This window comes from Metabacillus sp. KUDC1714 (assembly GCF_014217835.1).
Classification (GTDB): Bacteria; Bacillota; Bacilli; order Bacillales; family Bacillaceae; genus Metabacillus; species Metabacillus rhizosphaerae.
This window is the reverse complement of record NZ_CP055263.1, coordinates 4,052,595-4,073,451: the sequence shown is the minus strand read 5'-3', so window position 1 is coordinate 4,073,451 and position 20,857 is coordinate 4,052,595. Positions and strand designations below refer to the sequence as shown.

The following is a 20,857-nucleotide window of genomic DNA, read 5'->3' as shown; positions in this document are numbered from 1 at the left end:
ATAGATCTTTGACAGAATCTTAAGTCAGCCTCGTCATAAACTATTCTTTTAACTAACAGCTTCGATAAATTGATCGTTATAGTAAACAATATGTGAGAGAATTTTATGTCCTTTTATCTTTCGAATCAATTCTTTTGCCTCTTTCTCATCTTCAAATTCAAACATTTTAATACTTTCACCTAAATAAACCGTTATTACCCACATTATGCGTTCCCCCATTAATAAATTTAAAAGTAACGATGTAGAAACAGTAGTTTGACAACTAGATACTTTAATCTATTCTTTTTTAGTAGAAGTGTGTACTTTTGCCATTATCTTAAATCTAATAGATTAAGAAGTAAATAATACAACTAATTATTTTTTTATATTCAATTACGTTAATTAGTTTATTTTGTTCATTGATTACTAATTTTCCATATCTACGCCCATTAATACTTCATACATCTTGCTCTGTTCTTCAAGATACTTAGACGTTTCACTACTATTTTTATAAAAATCCTTCCACAAGTATTTTTTTAGGGTTTGTTTCCATTTTTCAGTCCTCACCATTTTTTCAATCGTCATGTCCCAAAATTCAATTTCATCCTTTGTCATATTAGGTGGCCCCATTATACCGCGCCAATGTTCAAAAACTAACTCAATGCCTTCTTCAGACCATGTTGGAATTTCTGGAAGTTCTTTTAATCTTTTGTCAGCCGAGATGACGAGTAGTTTTACCTGATTCGAATCATAATATTTTTTAGCCTCTGATAAAGACATTGTGGCAACATCTATTTGGTTTTTTACTAATGCACTGACAACTTGATCACTATTTTCGTAGACATAAAAATCAAGCTCTTCTGGTTGTATATCAACTTGTTTGCTCCCTAATACAAATGAGAGTTGATCATCATTTCCTAACCTAGGAGAGACCCCAATTTTATAGGCTGAAGGTGTTTTTTTCAGGCTATTCATTAAGCTTTTGGCACTGCTAATGCTTGAATCCTTTGAAACAATCACAACTTCCCATTCGGTAGCCAATGTGGCGATCGGTGTAAAATCATTATAGGTAATACTACTTTGACCTAATAAGTGGTTTGTTATTAGAAGACTTGAATTCATTGCTAAAACATTATCTTCTTGCTGCATAACATATTTCCACCCTAACTCACCACCAGCACCAATTTTATTGACAACACGGATATTTTTATTAATAAGCTCTTCACTCATTAATATGTCTTTCAGTGCTCTTGCCGTTAAGTCCCAACCACCACCTTCGGAACTTGGAGCAATAATCGTTACATCTTTTGTTACTGTTTCCTGCTTCTCATTTTGCGAGCAACCAATGCAAAAAATGACAAAAAGTGTAAAAATAAAGTATGGTATTTTTTTCATTGTGCATACCTCTTTACCTTATTAAATCGAAATTTTTTATTATACAAGATAGTACTTTCTCTCAGGTCTTCCGACAATTCCATAATCATGCTTTGCCATACAGAAATTTATTGAAACGAGATATTCTAAATACCTTCTTGCGGTTGTCCTGGATGCCCCCATCTTTTCACCCATTTCCTCAATAGATACACCACCATTTAGTTCTGCTATAACATCTTTAACTTTCTGTAATGTCAGTCGATCTACACCCGATGGGAGATCCTTTTGACTTATTGCTGATTGCTTTGAGGTTCCGAAATACCGATCAATCAATGACTGATCCACCTCATCAAAGCTATTAAGTAATTTCTTTTTCTTTTTATAGTCTTCTATTGTTTCAACAAATTTCTCCATTGTTACTGGCTTTAATAAATAATTGAATACGCCATTTCGGATCGAAGTCTCTAGCATTTCTCTTTCAGTTGCAGCAGTCACCATTATGATATCAACAGATGGATGGTTTTCTCTAATTTTAGGTAATAAATCTGTACCTAGTTCATCAGGCATATAAATATCTAATAAAAGCAAGTCAACCTCTTTTACAGCGAGAATCCCCATTGTTTCTTTTGCATTAAGAGCCTTTCCAACTAGTTTGACCCCTGATACCTTATGCAAAAATTGCTCCTGTACTTGGGCAATTCTAAAGTCGTCTTCTGCTATTACAACCTTAATCATTTTGTTCCTCTCCTTACTTCTTTTCCTAAACCTTTTTGGGAAGGTATACAGTAAAAATAGCTCCTCCATTTTTTTCATTCGTCACTTCAATTGTTCCAGCCAATGATTCAACAATGTGTTTAACATTGAATAAGCCATAGCCTCTATCTTCACCTTTAGACGAGAACCCTAAAGAAAACAAGGAGTCGATTTTATCCTCAGTTACTCCTTTTCCGTTATCCGTTACTTCAATAATAATATCGTTACCAAGACTCGTAATCGAAAAAGTCACTTTTTTCTCTGCCTGATGAGCAACTGCATCAAACGCATTATCAATTAGATTACCGATGATTGTAATAATATCTGCTACTTCTATATGTTTAGGTAAGAGATCTACATAACTATCAGGATCGATTTCAAGAATCATTTTCTTTTCTGAGGCTTTTCCAAGTTTTCCCAACAGAATCGCTTGTACATTAGGATCATGAATTTGATTAAATATTATCCTGTTCCGATGGTGATGGATGGTAGATTCTTTTTGAATAAATTCAAATGCATCTTGATAACGTTCTAATTGCAGGTATCCTGATAATAAGTATAATTTATTTGAATATTCATGAGTTTGCGCCCTAAGCCCTTCTGAATAATCGCGAACCTCAGTTATTGTATCGATTAACTTTTTTAATTCCGTTTTATCACGGAAACTTGACACAACTCCAACAACCTGACTATTTTCAATGATTGGGATTAAATTAAAGATAAACATTTTATCATTAATTGTAACCTCGATATTATGAAGGGTTTTTCCAGATCTTAATACTTCATCTATTTTCACATTTGGCAGGACATTTTGAATATGTTGACCTATATAGTCATCTTCATAAAAATTCAACATCATTTTTGCAGAATGATTGATCAGCGTTAATAACCCTTTTTGATCAATTGCAATAATACCTTCTTTAATTGATAAGAGAATTGCACTTCTTTCTCTATATAATGACGAAATCTCATGTGGTTCAAGTCCCAGAGTATCTTTTCTAATACTTTTTGTTAGGTAAATACCACCGATTATTCCTAAAATTAAAACAAGCATAGATGCTGTTATAATAGTTTTGATTCTGCTCACTATATTTTTATAAATATCTTTTTCCAAAAACTCAACTGATACTGTTCCAATAACACGAGTGTAATCTCCATAGTCTCCGATAATAGGTACCTTACCACTTAAAATCGAACCACTTTCTCGATAAACTTCAAAATTGTTTGATCCTCCAAAAATTAACGCGTGATAATTTGTATGGTCTAAACTTTTCTCACCAACCTGACTCGGATCTGCATGGGAATAGATGATTTCCTTACGATTTTCGATAATGATATTGTCCGCATGGACTTGATCTTTTACTTGCTCAGCGATCGGGCGAAAATGAGCTTCAAGGTCATTTTTTTCTATCGCAACTTTAAGTTCTGGCATTAGTGAAATTGTTTTTGCAGATTGTAAGGCTAATTGTTCAACTTGATCTCTCGTATCAACCGATTGTAGATAAGCAAATATGCTTGCTAGAAGTATGATAATTAACAGAATTAATGTACTGATTAAACCTAATACTTTTGTTTGAAGTGTGATCTTTTTAAATTTGTGCATTGTATAAATCCTTTATGTTGTACTTTTTTTTATACTAATATATAGAGTACACCATTCCCTTTTACTTAAAAAGAGGCTAACTCAGGACCAAGTGTTCCATCCCTTATGAGTCAGCCTCAATTTCATTACCATGATTTATATAGAGACCACACCGAAAACAATCGAGACAGCTAACATAACAAGTGATGTTCCAACGGTCCATTTTATCGTGAATTTTTGAAACTCGCCAAAATCGACTTTCGACATCCCGACCAATAAATAGGTAGATGCAACTAATGGGCTTAATAAATGAACAGGCTGACCTACGAGTGATGCTCGAGCTATCTCAACAGGGTCGATTCCATATGCTGTTGCTGCTTCCGCGATGATTGGGAGCATCCCAAAATAATAAGCATCATTTGACATAAAAAATGTAAACGGCATGCTCGTAATACCAGTAATCACCGGCAAATATGAACCAAGAGCATCAGGTATTAAAGAAACTAAGCTATTTGCCATCGCATCCACCATTTCTGTACCAGATAGGATTCCAGTGAAGGCACCTGCTGCGAACACTAGAGATACAACAGATAATACATTACCTGCATGTGCTTTAATTCTTTCCTTCTGATCGTCTAAATTAGGGTAGTTTATCAAAATAGCAACTGCAAATCCGATCATAAATAATGCTGGTAATGGCATAACACCCATTATTAATCCAGTTAAAAGGAGAACAGTTAATCCAAAATTTACCCATAAAAGTTTTGGACGCTTTTCCTCTTGCATTTCAACTGTTGCTGCTTGTTGCGAAGCTACCATTAGTTGTTGTTTAGGTAATTTTGACATTTCCAAAATCCCAACTCGTTTTCTCTCCTTTAAGCCGAATAAATAAGCAACAAAAATAACCCATATAGCCCCACCAATCATTGCAGGAACAAGTGGTACAAAAACTTCTGACATATCTAATTTTAACGCACTAACTGCTCTTGCAGTCGGACCACCCCATGGAGTAAGATTTGTCACACCAACTCCCATAATTGCGATACAAGGTAACATTAAAGGATTCATTCCAAGCCTTTGATAGAGTGGAAGCATTGCAGAAATTGTAATCATATAGGTTGTCGTTCCATCACCATCTAATGATACGACTAACGCCAAAACAGCAGTTCCTACGATAATTTTTAGCGGATCACCTTTTACTGCTTTTAGAATGGCACCTACTACAGGATCAAATAAACCTGCATCAATCATTATTCCAAAATACAAGATAGCAAACATGAGCATTACACCAGTAGGTGCCAATTGATTAATTCCATCAATTAACATAGGTCCTAAATCTGATGCAAAACCTCCAATTACTGCAAATAGCACAGGTATTACGATTAAAGCAATTAATGCCGAAAGTCTCCCAGTCATAATTAAAAACATAAACACAAAAACCATTAAAAAGCCTAGTAATGCTAACATTTAAAGTCCTCCTTATGTTGAACACGCTTACAAAATGTAATAATTTGATAATTTAAAATATTAATTACTACTATAAATGACGTATGAAGGAGGGTAAATATTTTGGTATATTAATGCTTTAAAAACAATATGAGTATATTATTCTTTTAATAAATAAAAGATATTTTGTTCATTTTGTTTATTGATAGAAACAAAAGCTCAAGCGCCTGGACAGTAAAAAAGGCCATAGAAAAAACGCCTCATAGGCGCTTTTTCCTTCAATACTTTAGGGCAGTTAGTTTATAAGAATATAAAATTATCTCTTCTCATTCACCCAAACAATCATTTCACCTGGTTGACGATTACACCATGCATAGTAAGGGACTGCTTTAATTTCTACCTTACGTGTGTGATCATCTACAGGTCGATATAATTTATCTTCCCAACCAGCCTCCTCTATTCGTTCAGCTTGACCTGAAATGATCACAATTCCTTCGAGTAAATCCTCTTCAAATTTTGCTTTTAATTCGGCATCTCTTGGAAGGAAGATACTAGGTAAGTTTTTTCCGTTATCAACTTCCTCTAGACAGTAGACAATAGGGCCACGTTGAAGAGCTACTTTTCCATTATTATTGCGAACAAGTGGATTAGCTTGGATCCGTTCTATGACCATTTGGAGTGCTAATTCTACTTGATCGTTTTCACTCCAAATACGATTAATATAGACATAGCCATTTTTCATTAACGGCTCATGATCGACAATTTCTCCATTTACTTTTACAACTGCGCCTTTTGACCAGCCAGGAATACGAAGTGATATGGTGAATTGTTGATCAGATTTAGGAGAAACATTGATTGATATATTACCATCCCAAGGATAGTTTGTTTTTTGAACAATACCTATTTGATTGCCTGCTATGTCGATTTGTGTTTCATGTCCCATATATAAATGGACGAATAGTTCATTTTCTTTTTGAGTGTATATATAATGTCCAATTGACGCTACTAATCTCGCAATATTTGGAGGACAGCAAGCACAGCCGAACCATTTTTGACGGACAGGCTTAATATGCCTCTTGTCGTTTCGTTTTTCACTAGCGTCTGGCTGAACTTCTAATGGGTTCACATAAAAGAATTTCTTCCCATCTAATTCCATTCCACTTATTGTTCCGTTATATAAAGCTGTTTCTAGGACATCAGCATATTTACGATTTATCTCAAGATTAAGCATACGATTTGCCCAAAAAACAAGACCGATAGAAGCACATGTTTCAGTATAAGAAAGATCATTTGGTAAGTCATAATCAAATGAGAACGCCTCACCAAATACCATTGAACCAATTCCTGCTGTTATATACATTTGCTTTTGAGTCACGTTATCCCATAAGGCCTCACACGCTTTTTTCAAGGATTCATCATTGGTTTTAGATGCAAGATCTGCCATTGCTGTGTACATATATACCGCTCGAACAGCATGACCAACTGCTTCTTTTTGCTCTCTCACTGGCTTATGTGCTTGATGGTAGGCATAGTCATCATTGAACCAAAATGGTTTGGTTTCATTTCTTTCATTTTTCTCAAGATCAAAATAATGTGGCTGTTTTCCACGTTCATCAATGAAATATTTACTTAAATTTAAGTAGTTTTCGTTAGCTGTCACATCATATAATTTAACAAGAGCTAATTCAATCTCTTGATGTCCCGGGTATCCTTTTAGTTTATGCTCTTCAGGTCCAAATACCGAAGCAATATGGTCAGCATATTGACACACAATATCTAAAAATTCCCTTTTGCCAGTTGCCTGATAATAAGCAACTGCTGCTTCAATTAAGTGACCTGCACAATATAATTCATGATTATCACGTAAATTTGTCCAGCGGTTTTTTGGTTCTTTCACTTGATAATACGTGTTTAAGTATCCGTTTTCATCTTGGGCTCTTCCTAATAAAGCAACAACTTCATCAACGATTTGCTCAAGCTCCTCGTTCGGTTCATTTTCTAAGCTAAACGCAACAGCTTCAATCCATTTTGCAACATCACTATCTTGGAACACCATCCCAAAAAATTCACCTTCAACTTCCCCAGCAACAAGACGGAAATTCTCAATTGCATGACTCGGAGCTGTGTCAGGAATACGATCGTTTAGAGCTTCCCATTGATAAGGAATGACATGGTCGCGAATAACCTCAAGACGTTTTTTCCAAAAGCTATCAGTGATTTTAACATTTGATTTTCCTTTTTGTTCGATTTTCATTTTAAATCCTCCTCGATTATTTAATCTATTTATTAATAAAAACGATAACGCTTACAAATCTGTTTTTTATTAAACGTTTTCTTCCTCCTCTTCATAATCATGTTATTTCAAGTAAACTCGAGAACTTTTAAACTATTTTTTGAGCTCGAATCCTACTTTCAATCAATTTAAACGTTTAAGTAATTTTCAACCTTATCTAACGAATACTATGAGAGACCATTAGGTGGGCAGACTGAATCTCTTTCAATTAATTCACAGCTTAAGGTGGTTTTTAATTTGTTACTATCCGTTGGACTTCCACTAATTAAATGATTAATCGTTTCAATAGCTAATAATCCCATTCTTCGTAGGGGAAGACTCATTGTTGTAAGTTTAGGAGAATAGTAAGCACCAAATTCTCTGTTATCAAATCCGATGATTGAAATATCATCTGGAACTCTATAACCTAAATCATTGCAAGCACGGATCGCACCTATTGCCATCTGATCATTCATCGCAAGAATAGCTGTTGGGAGATCTTTTGTTTCAAGCAGTTCTTTTGTCAAGGAATATCCTGAATCAAATCGCCAATCCCCTGTCTTTATATAGGTAGGGTTAAATAAGAGATTATGTTTTTTGATTGATTTATAGTAACCTGAATACCTTGAATGAGAAGACATCGAGTCAATATGACCACTAATTAAGGCTATTTTTTTATGACCCTTTGAAACAAAGTAATTCGTCGCTTCATAGGCTGCTTGCTCATCATTATAATTGATTGAGCAATGCTCTTGTTTTTTTGTATAACAGTATGTAAACAATATAGGAATATCTGTTTCTGGAATACTTTCAGTTACATCTCTTGGATGCAGGCCAACATAAATGATTCCATCCACTTTTTTACTCACCAATTCATCCATTATTTTTTTTATGATCTGTTTCACTAGATCTGGATCATTTTGGTTATTGCTTACTCGCTTTTCTAAACGCATATTTGTTAATAAAATGGAAAGACCAAGTTTTTCGGCATTTTCATTTATTCCATCGATTATATTAGGGGCATTGAAAACTGTTATATCTTCAACAATAACTCCAATTGTATTTGTTTTTTTCATTTTTAAGCTTTTGGCAATTAGGTTCGGACGATAATTTAATTCCTTTATAACTTCTAACACTTTCTTTTTGGTATCCTCCCCTACGTTACCGCTTTCATTAAGAACGTATGAAACAGTAGCTATCGAAACCTTTGCTCGTTCAGCAATATCCTTCATTGTTATCATTAACATCGCCTCTTCTGTTTAATCGTTTAAGTTAATTTGATCATAAACTACTAAAAGAAAAAAAACAATAACGTTTTCTGAATTTTCTCTCTACAAAAAATAGAGATGGTAAAGTTCCATCTCTTATCCAACCTCAAGCATATTAAACTGGGCTTTAACAAGCTCATAATAAATCCCTCTTTGTTCCATTAACTCATCGTGATTTCCTTGTTCCATGATATTTCCATGATCGAGCACAATAATATTATCTGCCTCCCGAATTGTTGAAAGGCGATGGGCAATCATGATCGCTGTGCGCCCTTTTAATAATGTTTTCATCGCATTTTGGATTTTAATTTCTGTCTCTGTATCAATGCTCGCTGTTGCTTCATCTAATATGATAATCGTTGGATTAGCAAGCAACGCCCTTGCGAATGAAATCAACTGGCGTTCACCTACAGATAAAACATTCCCTCTTTCCTCAACCTCTGTTAAGTATCCATTCGATAGGTTTTGAATAAAATCGTCTGCGCCTACTGCTTTTGCAGCTTCAACAACTTCTTGGTCCGTAGCTGTTGGACGACCGAATCTAATATTATCAATAATCGTACCTGAGAAAATAAATGTATCCTGTAGAACAACACTAATCTGTGCTCTCAGTTCTTCAATTGAAAGGTCCTTAATCGGAATCCCGTCAACTTTCACCACACCACCAGTCGCATCATAAAAACGGCTAATTAAGTTTGCAATTGTTGTTTTTCCCGAACCTGTATGACCAACTAATGCTACAGTTTGCCCGGCTTCGATCGTAAGTGAGATATCGTTAAGTGCCTTTCTTGATGCATCATATGCAAATTCAACTGACTCAAACTCAATTTGGCCTTTCATATCAGACAAGAAAATTGGGTTTTTTGATTCTGCGACAAGCGGTTTTTCATCGATAAATTCGAATATTCTCTCTGATGAAGCCATCCCCATTAATAGCTGATTATACACCTGACCAAGTCTTGAAATTGGTTCCCAAAACATTCCTAAGTAAAAAGCAAAGGAAACAAATGTCCCGATCGTCAATGACCCGTCTGCAATGAGCGTAGCTCCGTACCAGATTAAAATTGCTGTACCAATTGCATTGGTCATCTCCACCATAGGCGTAAACATCGCATTTCTTTTAGTCGCATTTCTCCATGATTGAAAATTTTCCGTATTAACTCCATCAAAGAATTCGATGTTTTCTGCTTCTTGGGTGAAGGATTGTGTAACACGTATACCTTGGATGGACTCATTTAAATGAGAGTTTAGCTTAGACTGCTTTAGTCTTACTGTCTGCCACGAGCGACGAATCTTTTTTCTTAAGCTAGTCGAAATAAAAAACATAACCGGAACGATAACCAAGATTGCTAGTGTTAGCTCTGGACTCAAAGTAAACAATAGCACAACAACCCCAATGAGCAAGAAAAAGTCCATTAATAAATTAATTACTCCACTAGTAAACAGTTCTTGTAATGAGTTTATATCGTTCATAATGCGAACTAAAATTGATCCTGCAGATCGTTGATCAAAAAAACGGTGAGACAGAGATTGAACATGAGTAAATAAATGTCTCCTAATATCATAAATAACATTTTGTCCAAGCAAATTCATCCACTTAATTCGAAACCTGTTTGCAATATAGGATAAAATGTACATTGCTGCAATCGTTATGACGAGTATCGTTAATAGATTCATATCATTATTCTTAATTGCATGGTCAAGCGTATATTTTCCTATTAATATAGGAGCTGTTAATCGTACAACAGCCGATACAATAACGGCAAGAAAAGCTAATGGTAACACGTTTTTTGAATAAGGCTTTAAATAACTTAAAAGCCTCCACATCTGCTTCCAGTTAAAGGGCTTTTCGATGATTGTATCAGTCGAATATTGAAACCTTTCCTTAATAAGTACCTTCTTATCTTGATTTCCCATGATCACACCTACCCCACAGTAGACTGAAGTACAGCCTTCTGGTCCTTGTATTGTATATCAAAGATTCTCTTATAATAGCCTTGCTTCGTCACTAACTCATCATGTGTTCCTCTTTCAACAATTGAGCCATTTTCAAGAACGAGTATTTCGTCAGCATGCTTTAACGATGAAATTCGATGAGCAATTATGAAAGTTGTTCTTCCCTTCATGACTTCTTTTAACTCTTTTTGTATATTAAACTCTGTCGTCATATCAACAGCACTTGTAGAATCATCTAAGATTAAAATGCTGGGATTCATACAAATTGCCCGAGCAATGGCGATTCGTTGCTTTTGTCCTCCTGATAAACCCATACCTCGTTCACCAAGCATTGTATCGTAACCATCAGGAAGTTCCATAATAAATTCATGTGCTTGAGCTCTTTTTGCTGCATCAATTATTGTTTCCATTGTTGAGTCTGGTCTGCCATAGGAAATATTTGCTCTAATCGTTGATGAAAATAAAAACGATTCCTGTAACACAACTCCCACATTAGAACGTAGTGTTTTTAAGGGATAATCGGTTATATCCCTACCATCAATAAAAATCTCTCCAGTAGTCGGAGTATAAAACCTTGTCATTAATTGAGTTAAACTAGTTTTTCCTGATCCCGTTGCTCCTATAAGCCCGATCGTTTTACCAGAGCATGCTGTAAATGACACATTATTAAGTGCTAAGGCGTCTTCTTTTTGATAGCGAAGACTAACATTCTTAAACGATACATGACCTTCTAATGCTGGAACCGTGACAGTATTCTCCTTGTTTCTTATCGTTTCATCTGCTTCAAGAATCTCTAGTAAGCGCTCACCAGAAGCCTTTGATTGCGAAAACAGGTTTATTACAAAACCAAGGTGCATGATAGGCATCATCAAATACCAAACCAAACTAAAAAACGCGACAAGTTCACCTGGTTGTAGTCCTCCCCTCATGACGAGAACGCTTCCATAAGCCAATAAAGCTACTACACAAATATTACCTATTAACTCCATTAGTGGAAAATACTTCGCCCATACTAATGAAGTGGACAAATTCTTTTCTTTATAATGACCATTTGCATCATTAAATTTTGATATTTCGAAATTTTCTCGCGAAAGTGCCTTAACCGTTTGTATACCACTAATATTTTCTTGCACATTCGTATTTAATTTACCAAAAGACTCTCTTATTTTTCGAAAAGCAGGATGCACTCTTTTGTCAAATTGGTAAACGGCTATTGCTAAAAATGGTAAGGCTGCTATCGTAACCAATGTTAATGGAACAGAGTAGATAAACATAACAGTTAATGTTCCACAGATTAATAAAAGAAACCGAACAAGCTCAGAGAAACCAAATGATAAGAAAAAGCGGAACCCCTCTACATCTGCAGTAAGCCTTGACATTAAATCTCCCGTTTTTGCATTGTCATAATACATAAAAGGTAATCGCTGTAATTTTTCATATAATTCATTACGTAGCCTATAGACCGATTGAATTCCAAACATATCCCCTAAGTACTGATGAAAAAATGCGGACACTCCTTTTATTGCCATTAAGGATAAAAAACCAGCAACAATCCATGGAATATATTCATATTGCTCTTTTAATACAATTTCATCAATTGTTAGCTGTAGAACAATTGGATAAATAACAGTAATCGTTGTTATAAATAAAACAAAAAACAATGACCATAGGAAATACTTTTTATAAGGCAAATAAAAGGATTTCAACTTTTTAAAGGTATCCATATATACTCCTCCCAACCCAGAAACTAATTTGTTGATTTTTACATTATCTATACTTATAGTGGCATACCTCTAAATATATCGGGAATCGAAATAATTTTCTAGTTATTTATTTCATTTTTCTAAAAAATCGAACCATTTGATGAATACACCTCCATCTTCTTGATGAACGATCTACTACTTTAGGATGAGAAGAATAAAAGTACACTACATGATCTAGCTTTGGCTTTTTTTTAAGTGAATCAATAGGTAATAATGGTTTATTTTCTTATCATCCAAAAAAAAGCAACCCTCAAAGCATTTTTTTCCATACCTGTTATCGATATGCAAATACCGCTTTTTTATGAGTTGCTTTTTTGGATGCTGTTATTTTGTTTTTTCTCTACGTGCTTTTTCTAATATTGATTGAATACAGCTTGTTTTTGCACTAGCATATTCATTTCCATTTTCCCAATTCTTTAACGATAGCTCTTGTTTGACTTTTTCATATAATTGACGATCAACAACTGAATTCCTTAAAAAATCTCGGAATAAAAGATGATCATTCCACCAATCACTGTTAATGGGTACAACATGTATATGCGACTTTCGTTCTCCATGTGGAATTTCAATAAAATTTCCCTTTGTCAAAACGCTAGGAAATTCTATATTTACAGTTTTCAATCCAATTAAAAATCTGCGAAATGGTAGCTGTTCATTATAAATCGGCAAATAAACAAATGCCCCCTGGGCCATCCTTGACGCAACAGTATCAAGCAGCGACTCTTCTCTTATGCCGATCATGATATCGAGAATCGGTTTCGCCGATAATCCACGAATTGATGTACTTCCGATATGTTCAATCAATGGATCTAAGTCTCCAATAACACCTGATAGTTCCTTTTTTTCTAGTTCAAAATCTAATGGCCATTTCGGATCATAGCTAGATAATGTGATTTTCATACTTCCTCCAATACTTTTGCATTTTTTACAAACTAAAAAACCTGATCTTTGCGATTAATACGTTATATAATGAACCATTCTATGGGTGTAACTTTTACACCTTATGTATTAAGTTACATTTTCAGGAGATAATTAATAGGACTATATAAATAAATGAGGACTTATATGTATTTATTATTAGCTGGGACATTTTTCATCATAATTGCTATTTATTTTGTAGATTGGGCAATGTGGAAAGAATTTTATCCAACAATTCAATTCTACATTATCTGTAACCTGCTATATAATTTTATTTTTTATCATCATACATTATGGTCTTACGATACATCCTCCAAAGTATGGTTAAAGCATACGTTTATTGAAATCTTATTTTCATTTATTATCATACCAGTCATCATCATGATTTATCTTCGTTTTATTCCTTCTGGCCGGAAAGGTATAATTTATATAGTTTTATGGATTTTCTGCTTTTGGCTTACTGAAGTAATGTTTAAAAAAATGGGGTATTTTGTTTATAATAATGAATGGAATGAATGGTGGTCACTCCTTTTTAACATGATTATGTTCCCAATCTTAAGATTACATAGTAAGAAACCTTTAATAGCCATCATTATATCTGTACCTATCATCTTAATTTTGTTGTTGTTTTTTCATCCTTCCCTAAATGAGATAAAATGACTAGGGCACATTAAACCATTATCGTTAAAATTAAAAGTTAAAAAAAGAGGCTGGACTTCTTTAAAAGTGTCGGCCTCCATTCTGAGATTCTTTTCTAAGACTATTTCAAATAACTCTAACACCTTTATACTCAGTAACTCCAAATGTGTCGTCTTTTGAGTATCCATTAAAATAAATATCTAAGTCATGGAACAATCGGTGCAGTTTAATCATTGCGTCACGGTCTTCTGATTCAATCACTTGTTTTGCAGTATTTTCGATGCTGATAAAATCCTCGGATAATCGTTTATCCTTTATTTTTATCCCTTTAAATGCTTCAACGATACGTAAGGCCTTTTCTTGTTGATCTTTATAATCTGCAGTTTCAACACGCTCCCAACATAAGGTAGTATTATAAAAATCATGAAACACCTCTATAAAATCATGTCCGTTTTCAAAGTCACTTTCTGAAAATACTACGATTTCCTCTTTTACGGGTTTATTTACAATCTCTTCTGAGAAATCCTCACTTTTTTCTTCTATTTTTGTTCCAGGATTAGAGGATGTATTAGAATTTATTGGTTCAGCTGAATTTCCAGATGAAAACAGCGTCCAACTCACCCAACCTGCAAAAACAAAAATTAAGCATATTATGCTAGACAACAGAATCCATTTTTTATGTTTCATGTTCATTTCCTCCCTTAATGTCATCCTAATCACGGGAGCCTAAGTATTTCTAATACACCCTTCTCTTTCGAAAATAATTCATGAAAGTAAAAATGATAATGTAAAAAAATATATATAAGACATTAGATCTCCATACGTAAAACAAATTTCATTGCAAAATCAGACTTTAATAAAAATATGTATCAATGAATCTAACTATTATCTATGTTTTCCTACCCTTAATAGGAAATTATACCAAAAACTCCTAATATAAATCCACAAAAAAAGTAAGTCGTTGACTCAAATCAAAGAGTCATACACCTCCAAACATAATATATAGTCTCTCGATGATTTGAAAGATACTATATACAAGTACATTTGGATGGGTCAGACGTTTTCTGAGTCAACCTCTTACTTTTCACTATTTCAGCCTATTTCTTTAAGTAACAATTAAGATTGTGCTTGCTTTTGCTTGCGTCTAATTAAATAGATTACACCACCACAAGCAACTAAAATAAAACCAATTGTCATCATATTAAACATATTTGTTGCTGTGCTTGGTAAAAAATTTCCAGATGAGCCGGAGTTAGAATTAGAATTACTATTTGAACCGTTACCAGAATCAGAGTTAATTACATCTTCATCTAAACTGTCATCATTATTCGTCGTATCATCACCTGGATCTTCATTTGGGTTTTCACCTGGGTTTTCACCTGGGTTTTCACCTGGGTTTTCACCTGGGTTTTCACCTGGGTTTTCATCCGGTTCTGCTCCAATTGTAATTCTACCTTCAACTTGAGTTTCAACTATGCCTAATTCAGTTAAATATTCTTGGAAAACATCATAGTCTGGTATAAACAATTCAGTCATACGACCATCGTCTTTTGCAGCCTTGAAAGAAGTATATCCATCTCCACCGTCTGCAATGTATGCGTTTGTAGCAACTGTGTAACTCTCGTCTAGTTTAATTTGTTCAAAGCCTGATTCGGTTTTGACTTCAACACTGTGAACACGGCTACCAGTTGGTTTATTAGGATCATATCCAAATTTTAAGCCTGCTACTTGTGGGAAGCGTCCAGCAATATCCTCAACTTGACTAACACCATTTTCTAATGCCTCAATTATTTCTTGACCTGTTAGATCTAGTGTTACTAATGTATTAGCAAATGGGAGTACCGTTAAGACTTCACCTAGAGAAATTTCACCTTGGTCAATTGAAGCCCGAATTCCTCCAGCATTTTGGATTGCAATTGTTGCACCAGTATTTTGTTCTTGTGCTCTCCAAAGCATTCCATCTGCGATCAAGTTACCTAAGTTAGTTTCTTTCGTACGAACATCATCGCGTTCTCCATTTAAAAACACCGAGGATTCACCAACGATTACATTTTTCAACTCTTCAATCGGCTCTGCTAATTGTGCTAAACGTTCAGATGCTGCATTATTCTCTTCTATTAAATAATTTCCATTTTCATCTTGGGCATCCAGATCAATAAGATTTTGATCCCATGATGTTAGAACACCATCTTTATCAAACGTTACATCAGCATTTCCTAAGAAGTAACTATATTCTTGCGCTGATAAAATAATGGTTGGCTCAGCATCCTCATTATAAACAATAGGTTCTTCAAGTAATGTATGACTGTGCCCACCAACAATCACATCAATACCTTCCACTTCTTCTGCCAAAACCTTATCATAGTTATAACCAATATGTGTTAAGGCAATAACTTTGTTAATTCCAGCATTTTCAAGCATTTCAATTGTTTCTTCTGCTTTTTCAATGTAGTTCTCAAACACTATGTTTTTACCTGGATTTGCAAGAATCGATGTGTCTTCAGTCGTTAAACCGAATACCCCCACCTTTTGACCATTTACTTCTAAAATTGTTGCAGGATAGATATTTCCGTTTTCACCTGGATCTCCAATTTCATCTTTAAAAAGATTCTTTATACTTGTGTCCTTTGAATAATCAATATTTGCACTTACAATTGGAAATTCAGCTTTTTTGATAAAATCTGCAAAAACACTTGGCCCTTTATCAAATTCATGATTACCAGGAACCATAGCATCATATTTCATCATGTTCATAAACTCTAGATCCGCTTGTCCTAAATACTGATTAAAGAATAATGTACCAGAAAATACATCACCTGCATCAAGCAGGATTGAATTGTCAGTTGCCTCACGAACCTGCTCAACTGCTGTTACACGACGGGCAACATTATCTAAATGTGCATGTGTGTCATTTGTATGCATGATGGTAAGATTCCAATTATCGGTACTAACGTCCAAATCATATTTACTAAATCCAGTATCTAAAGTTTCAACAAATTTAATGTTATCTGATTGATCAGCAAACGATTTAGCAGATGGTGAAGATTCAAATGTTACATTAACATCACCAAAGATCGGAGCAATTGACCAGTTGTTATCTGCTGAAGGATTAACCTCACCTTTTTCCATAATATAATTCATAACAGCCTGACGATTTTCATCTGGATATTGCTCAATAATTTTAGATGAAAGGTTACCTGGGAAATTCCCGCCACCAGACGCACGATAGTTATTTGTTACGACTAAAAATTCTTGATCTAAGTCGATCGGCTTCCCATCATACATTAAGTCTTTTATACGAGATGAGTCACTATTAACAACCGTACCGTTTGTACTATACTTTGCAGGCTTTGTTACATCGATTTGATATGTAACACCATCAATGACATCATAGTTATATGTCGGAAACTCTGTATTCACTATATTTTGTTCTTCTTGAGAAGTAGGATCAATTTGATTAAATTGACCAGCCGACATTTCCAACCACTCTTTTACATCAGCACCTGTTATTTTAACGATTTGCACGGTATTATCATAAAGATAGAGATCCCCAACATTTTTAATAGCTAAATCACCTTGAGGGATGTTCGTAAAATAATCAGCCCCATTACGCCCACCTGCTTTAAATGGTGCACCAACAGATAATAACGGCATTCCTTCATATTCTGTACCCTTTAGCTTTTCTTTTGCATACCATTTTTGGGCATCTGTCACGATTTGAATAGATGGATCATCTTGTACAAGGGAAAAGAAACTGTTAATAGGAGCTGACGTCGTACCAACACTTTTTCTTACATAGTCCAGAGTAGATTCATGCGCATTCTTAACTGCAGCAACCATCTCTTGATTTTGTTCAGTTACACCTGAAATCGACTCTGCTTTCGACTGAGAATCTACTACTTCCCATTCTTCGTCACCCTCAATGACAGCAGTTCGTTTTAATTCAAGATCAATCAAGCCTAAGTGACTACCCCAGTTTTTCGGCATAACAACTGGTACCCCATTAACTGTACCTTTTACATTATCAATATTTGCAACAGCATTAAATCTTGCATCACCTGGGAAAAGATTATGCTGGTGTCCAGATACAACTGCATCAATATCAGAAACCTGCTTTGTTAAATCAAAAACAGCGTTTTCTGCTCCAGAAATACCCTCACTTGAATCTACACCTGTATGTGCAATAACAATTATTAAATCTGCTCCTTGCTCCTTCATTTCAGGAATGATCTTTTTCGCAGATTCAACAATATCCTTAGTGACAACTTTGCCGTCTAAATGCTTTTTATCCCATACATTAATTTGCGGTGGAACAAATCCAGTAAACCCAACCTTAACTGTGTGAGTTTCACCATTATCATCAACGAATTCTTTTTCTACGATTTCATATGGTTTAAAATAATAGTCCTCCTGATTACCAGCATGAAACACATTAGCGTTTACAACCGGGTATTCAGCATCATCCATTGTTTCATTTAAAAAGTCTAATCCATAGTTAAATTCATGGTTTCCCAAAGTTGCAGCATCATAATCTAATAGATTCATTGCAGAGATAATTGGGTGAACTTGTCCATCACTCAAACCTTGCTTATTCACATATTCTCCCAATGGATTCCCTTGAATTAAATCACCATTATCAACTAAAATGCTATTTTCCACTTCAGCCTGGCGCTGCTTTAATAATGTAGAGGTTCGAACTAATCCAAAGTTCGTAACCGACTTGTCTCCATAATAATCATAATCCATAATATGTGCATGAATATCAGTCGTTTCCAAGAGTCTCACTTTCATTGTTACAGGTGACCCTTCAGCATTCGCAATGCTAGTTATTGATGAGAATGGTAATACACTAATTGCTAGAGTTGTCGCTAAAGCACCGTGGAATAATTTTCGCTTCATTATTCGCCTAATTCTTCTCCTCAAAACATTTCCACCTTTCGAATCTTTTTTATTATTTCCCTAATACTTTCCTACTACAAAATTATTTTACTAATTTAATGTAAAGAAACTTGTAATTTTATGTACATTTTTTGTAAACTCTTGGAAGCTTGTGTAATATTTTGATATATATTTACGAAAAGCACAAGAGTCTTTCACACTAATAAAAAGAAAAGAAGGATGATAAAAAGTGTTCTAATACACTTTTTATCATCCTTCTATACTATTTATACTTTTGTATACCGTTCGTAAAGATCATTTAATGTTTCACAGCCTTTTTGATGAAGCTTATTCACATAAATACTCCAAAGTTTTGCTGTTAATTTCGCATCATTTAACGCATGATGTCTACCATTTACTGTGATTCCGTTATATTCACAGCACTCCTCTAGTGTTATTAGCTTTGCATCAGGTTCTGCAATCCGATACAAAAAAGACATGTCAACTAATCGATGCTTAAATGGTGCACGATATAACTTCCAAGAGGCTTGCTGTAAAAATATTTTTTCATGATTTGCATGATGAGCGACAAGTGTATAGTCTTGAGTAAATTGAAAAAATTGAAAAAGAACCTCAGATAATGGAGGAGCATTTTGTAACTGTGTATCATAAAGACCAGTTAATTGACTAATCTCTTCTGATACATTTTTTTCCGCTTTAACTAAAGAATAGAATGTCTCATTCTCAATTATCTTTTCACCTTTTACCTTAATGGCTCCAATTGAAATAATTTGATCTCCTTGATCTGGATAAAAACCTGTTGTTTCTATATCAAAAACAATGACGTTTAATTCAGTAAGAGGAATGTTTAATGTTTCTTCCACTCTCATTTCACGCTGTAACTGCCTTAAATATGCTACTTGTTGCTGACTTTGTCCACCTTGAGATGCACCAATTTTACCTTGGATGCCTTTCATAAAAAAAAACGGGTCAAATGTCATTATAAACACCCTTTTTCAATAATCCCTTGAACATATTGATGTAGCTTTTTACCACCCTTCAATATGTTTTTTATTTCTTTTCGTTCATATTTTGCTAAATTCCTTATATTCAAGTAGTGAACATCATCATAAGATTTGGCATTTGCAAACAAAAGTAGCCTATACTCAAGAAGCTTTTCAAAGTTATGTTTATAAGGAATTAGTTCCTTACAATAGGTATCATTTTTACAGAGAATATCGATTCGTTTCAGCGTTGATGTCTCACTCAAACCCTCTTTTATTGCTAAAAGTCTAATCGCATTTACGTATGGAAGAAATGCAGCCTTTTTTATATCAATGCAGCCTTCATATTTCCCACTAGGCTCAACGTATATCTGACCGAGTGGACCAACCGATTGCTTAATATGCTGAATATTATCCAAAAACCGTTGTAATAGCTGATGATTTTGTACTTGATAAGAAAAAATAAATTGTTTTAGCTCATCCACATAATCACTTTCACCTATGAGACTGCGAGAATCATAGAAAATTTGCAAATAACGAATGGATTCCCAGCTTTTCTCTTCCATCCACTTAAAAAGCTGTTTCTTCCAATCAATAATTGATTTACACCATAAGGGATTTGAACTCATAATTTTCCCCTCACAATATGGATATCCAATATGATGTAGCCCTCTTGAAAGTTCTTCACCCAATTTTTCAAAATAATCGCATGCTTTTTGACTGTGATCCTTGTAGATTAGCCCATGATCCTGATCACTTATAATCCCTTGTTCTACACGGCCTCCACTCCCCATTACAAACCATGAAAATTCACATGGAGGTAAACCGTACGATTTTTCAAGATGAAAGAGTGCTAATTTACTAGCACTCCTCATCATCTCATCATGAAAATTATTTAGTCCTTTTGTATCGAATTCAAATTGATGGATATGTTCATCTTTCCACTTTTTTATTGAATCATACGAATCAAATTCACCATGCATGAGAGACACTCCCTCACCATTTATCAGGTTGTACGTTCTAGA

15 protein-coding genes are annotated in these 20,857 nt (G+C 34.5%); 1 reads left to right on the top strand and 14 read right to left on the bottom strand.

Translation table 11 applies throughout. The features are described 5' to 3' along the window. Positions 1-48: 48 nt before the first annotated feature. The 10 genes from HUW50_RS18700 to HUW50_RS18655 form a co-directional block, all read right to left on the bottom strand. On the bottom strand, positions 49-204 hold the full coding sequence (locus HUW50_RS18700) for a hypothetical protein (protein WP_185653109.1): 156 nt from the start codon (positions 202-204) through the stop codon (positions 49-51). A 201-nt stretch (positions 205-405) separates the two neighbouring features. Then, the gene (locus HUW50_RS18695) at positions 406-1,374 is read right to left on the bottom strand and encodes a tripartite tricarboxylate transporter substrate binding protein (RefSeq protein WP_185653108.1); all 969 of its coding nucleotides are present in this window, start codon (positions 1,372-1,374) and stop codon (positions 406-408) included. Between the two features lie 39 nt (positions 1,375-1,413). After that, a complete protein-coding gene (locus HUW50_RS18690; protein WP_066330681.1) occupies positions 1,414-2,088 on the bottom strand; it encodes a response regulator transcription factor in 675 nt (224 codons plus the stop codon). Positions 2,089-2,113: 25 nt separating this feature from the next. Then, complete coding sequence (locus HUW50_RS18685) at positions 2,114-3,709, bottom strand: ATP-binding protein (RefSeq protein WP_066330684.1); 1,596 nt, start codon at positions 3,707-3,709, stop codon at positions 2,114-2,116. 135 nt (positions 3,710-3,844) lie between these two features. Further along, the gene (locus HUW50_RS18680; protein WP_066330686.1) at positions 3,845-5,155 is read right to left on the bottom strand and encodes a CitMHS family transporter; all 1,311 of its coding nucleotides are present in this window, start codon (positions 5,153-5,155) and stop codon (positions 3,845-3,847) included. 295 nt (positions 5,156-5,450) lie between these two features. Next, entirely contained in the window at positions 5,451-7,388 is a 1,938-nt protein-coding gene (locus HUW50_RS18675) for a glycoside hydrolase family 127 protein (RefSeq protein WP_066330688.1), read from the bottom strand. Between the two features lie 206 nt (positions 7,389-7,594). Next, positions 7,595-8,647 (bottom strand): LacI family DNA-binding transcriptional regulator, encoded by a 1,053-nt coding sequence (locus HUW50_RS18670; RefSeq protein ID WP_232329011.1) that lies wholly within the window; start codon positions 8,645-8,647, stop codon positions 7,595-7,597. A gap of 123 nt (positions 8,648-8,770) precedes the next feature. Then, positions 8,771-10,591 carry an ABC transporter ATP-binding protein gene (locus tag HUW50_RS18665; protein WP_066330691.1) on the bottom strand — a complete coding sequence of 607 codons (1,821 nt, stop codon included), beginning with the start codon at positions 10,589-10,591 and terminating at the stop codon, positions 8,771-8,773. A gap of 8 nt (positions 10,592-10,599) precedes the next feature. Next, complete coding sequence (locus HUW50_RS18660; RefSeq protein ID WP_066330692.1) at positions 10,600-12,354, bottom strand: ABC transporter ATP-binding protein; 1,755 nt, start codon at positions 12,352-12,354, stop codon at positions 10,600-10,602. 363 nt (positions 12,355-12,717) lie between these two features. Continuing rightward, positions 12,718-13,293 (bottom strand): GrpB family protein, encoded by a 576-nt coding sequence (locus HUW50_RS18655; protein ID WP_185653107.1) that lies wholly within the window; start codon positions 13,291-13,293, stop codon positions 12,718-12,720. Positions 13,294-13,458: 165 nt separating this feature from the next. Here HUW50_RS18655 and HUW50_RS18650 point away from each other — a divergent pair, with 165 nt between their 5' ends. Then, the gene (locus HUW50_RS18650; RefSeq protein ID WP_066330699.1) at positions 13,459-13,971 is read left to right on the top strand and encodes a CBO0543 family protein; all 513 of its coding nucleotides are present in this window, start codon (positions 13,459-13,461) and stop codon (positions 13,969-13,971) included. 105 nt (positions 13,972-14,076) lie between these two features. Here HUW50_RS18650 and HUW50_RS18645 read toward each other — a convergent pair whose 3' ends face one another. The 4 genes from HUW50_RS18645 to HUW50_RS18630 form a co-directional block, all read right to left on the bottom strand. After that, the gene (locus HUW50_RS18645) at positions 14,077-14,637 is read right to left on the bottom strand and encodes a hypothetical protein (RefSeq protein WP_066330704.1); all 561 of its coding nucleotides are present in this window, start codon (positions 14,635-14,637) and stop codon (positions 14,077-14,079) included. A 429-nt stretch (positions 14,638-15,066) separates the two neighbouring features. Continuing rightward, on the bottom strand, positions 15,067-18,873 hold the full coding sequence (locus HUW50_RS18640; RefSeq protein ID WP_260445542.1) for a bifunctional 2',3'-cyclic-nucleotide 2'-phosphodiesterase/3'-nucleotidase: 3,807 nt from the start codon (positions 18,871-18,873) through the stop codon (positions 15,067-15,069). A 242-nt stretch (positions 18,874-19,115) separates the two neighbouring features. Then, positions 19,116-19,829, bottom strand: a complete 714-nt coding sequence (locus HUW50_RS18635; protein ID WP_066330706.1) for an exonuclease domain-containing protein — start codon at positions 19,827-19,829, stop codon at positions 19,116-19,118. Continuing rightward, positions 19,829-20,815: a DUF294 nucleotidyltransferase-like domain-containing protein gene (locus tag HUW50_RS18630; protein ID WP_066330707.1), complete on the bottom strand. Its 987-nt coding sequence runs from the start codon at positions 20,813-20,815 to the stop codon at positions 19,829-19,831. Before HUW50_RS18630 ends, HUW50_RS18635 begins: the two co-directional genes overlap by 1 nt. Positions 20,816-20,857 lie beyond the last annotated feature (42 nt).

Coding starts and splice junctions, on each gene's coding strand:
- HUW50_RS18700 (WP_185653109.1), bottom strand. CDS start 204: ATGTGGGTAATAACGGTTTATTTAGGTGAAAGTATTAAAATGTTTGAA.
- HUW50_RS18695 (WP_185653108.1), bottom strand. CDS start 1,374: ATGAAAAAAATACCATACTTTATTTTTACACTTTTTGTCATTTTTTGC.
- HUW50_RS18690 (WP_066330681.1), bottom strand. CDS start 2,088: ATGATTAAGGTTGTAATAGCAGAAGACGACTTTAGAATTGCCCAAGTA.
- HUW50_RS18685 (WP_066330684.1), bottom strand. CDS start 3,709: ATGCACAAATTTAAAAAGATCACACTTCAAACAAAAGTATTAGGTTTA.
- HUW50_RS18680 (WP_066330686.1), bottom strand. CDS start 5,155: ATGTTAGCATTACTAGGCTTTTTAATGGTTTTTGTGTTTATGTTTTTA.
- HUW50_RS18675 (WP_066330688.1), bottom strand. CDS start 7,388: ATGAAAATCGAACAAAAAGGAAAATCAAATGTTAAAATCACTGATAGC.
- HUW50_RS18670 (WP_232329011.1), bottom strand. CDS start 8,647: ATGATAACAATGAAGGATATTGCTGAACGAGCAAAGGTTTCGATAGCT.
- HUW50_RS18665 (WP_066330691.1), bottom strand. CDS start 10,591: ATGGGAAATCAAGATAAGAAGGTACTTATTAAGGAAAGGTTTCAATAT.
- HUW50_RS18660 (WP_066330692.1), bottom strand. CDS start 12,354: ATGGATACCTTTAAAAAGTTGAAATCCTTTTATTTGCCTTATAAAAAG.
- HUW50_RS18655 (WP_185653107.1), bottom strand. CDS start 13,293: ATGAAAATCACATTATCTAGCTATGATCCGAAATGGCCATTAGATTTT.
- HUW50_RS18650 (WP_066330699.1), top strand. CDS start 13,459: ATGTATTTATTATTAGCTGGGACATTTTTCATCATAATTGCTATTTAT.
- HUW50_RS18645 (WP_066330704.1), bottom strand. CDS start 14,637: ATGAAACATAAAAAATGGATTCTGTTGTCTAGCATAATATGCTTAATT.
- HUW50_RS18635 (WP_066330706.1), bottom strand. CDS start 19,829: ATGACATTTGACCCGTTTTTTTTTATGAAAGGCATCCAAGGTAAAATT.
- HUW50_RS18630 (WP_066330707.1), bottom strand. CDS start 20,815: ATGCATGGTGAATTTGATTCGTATGATTCAATAAAAAAGTGGAAAGAT.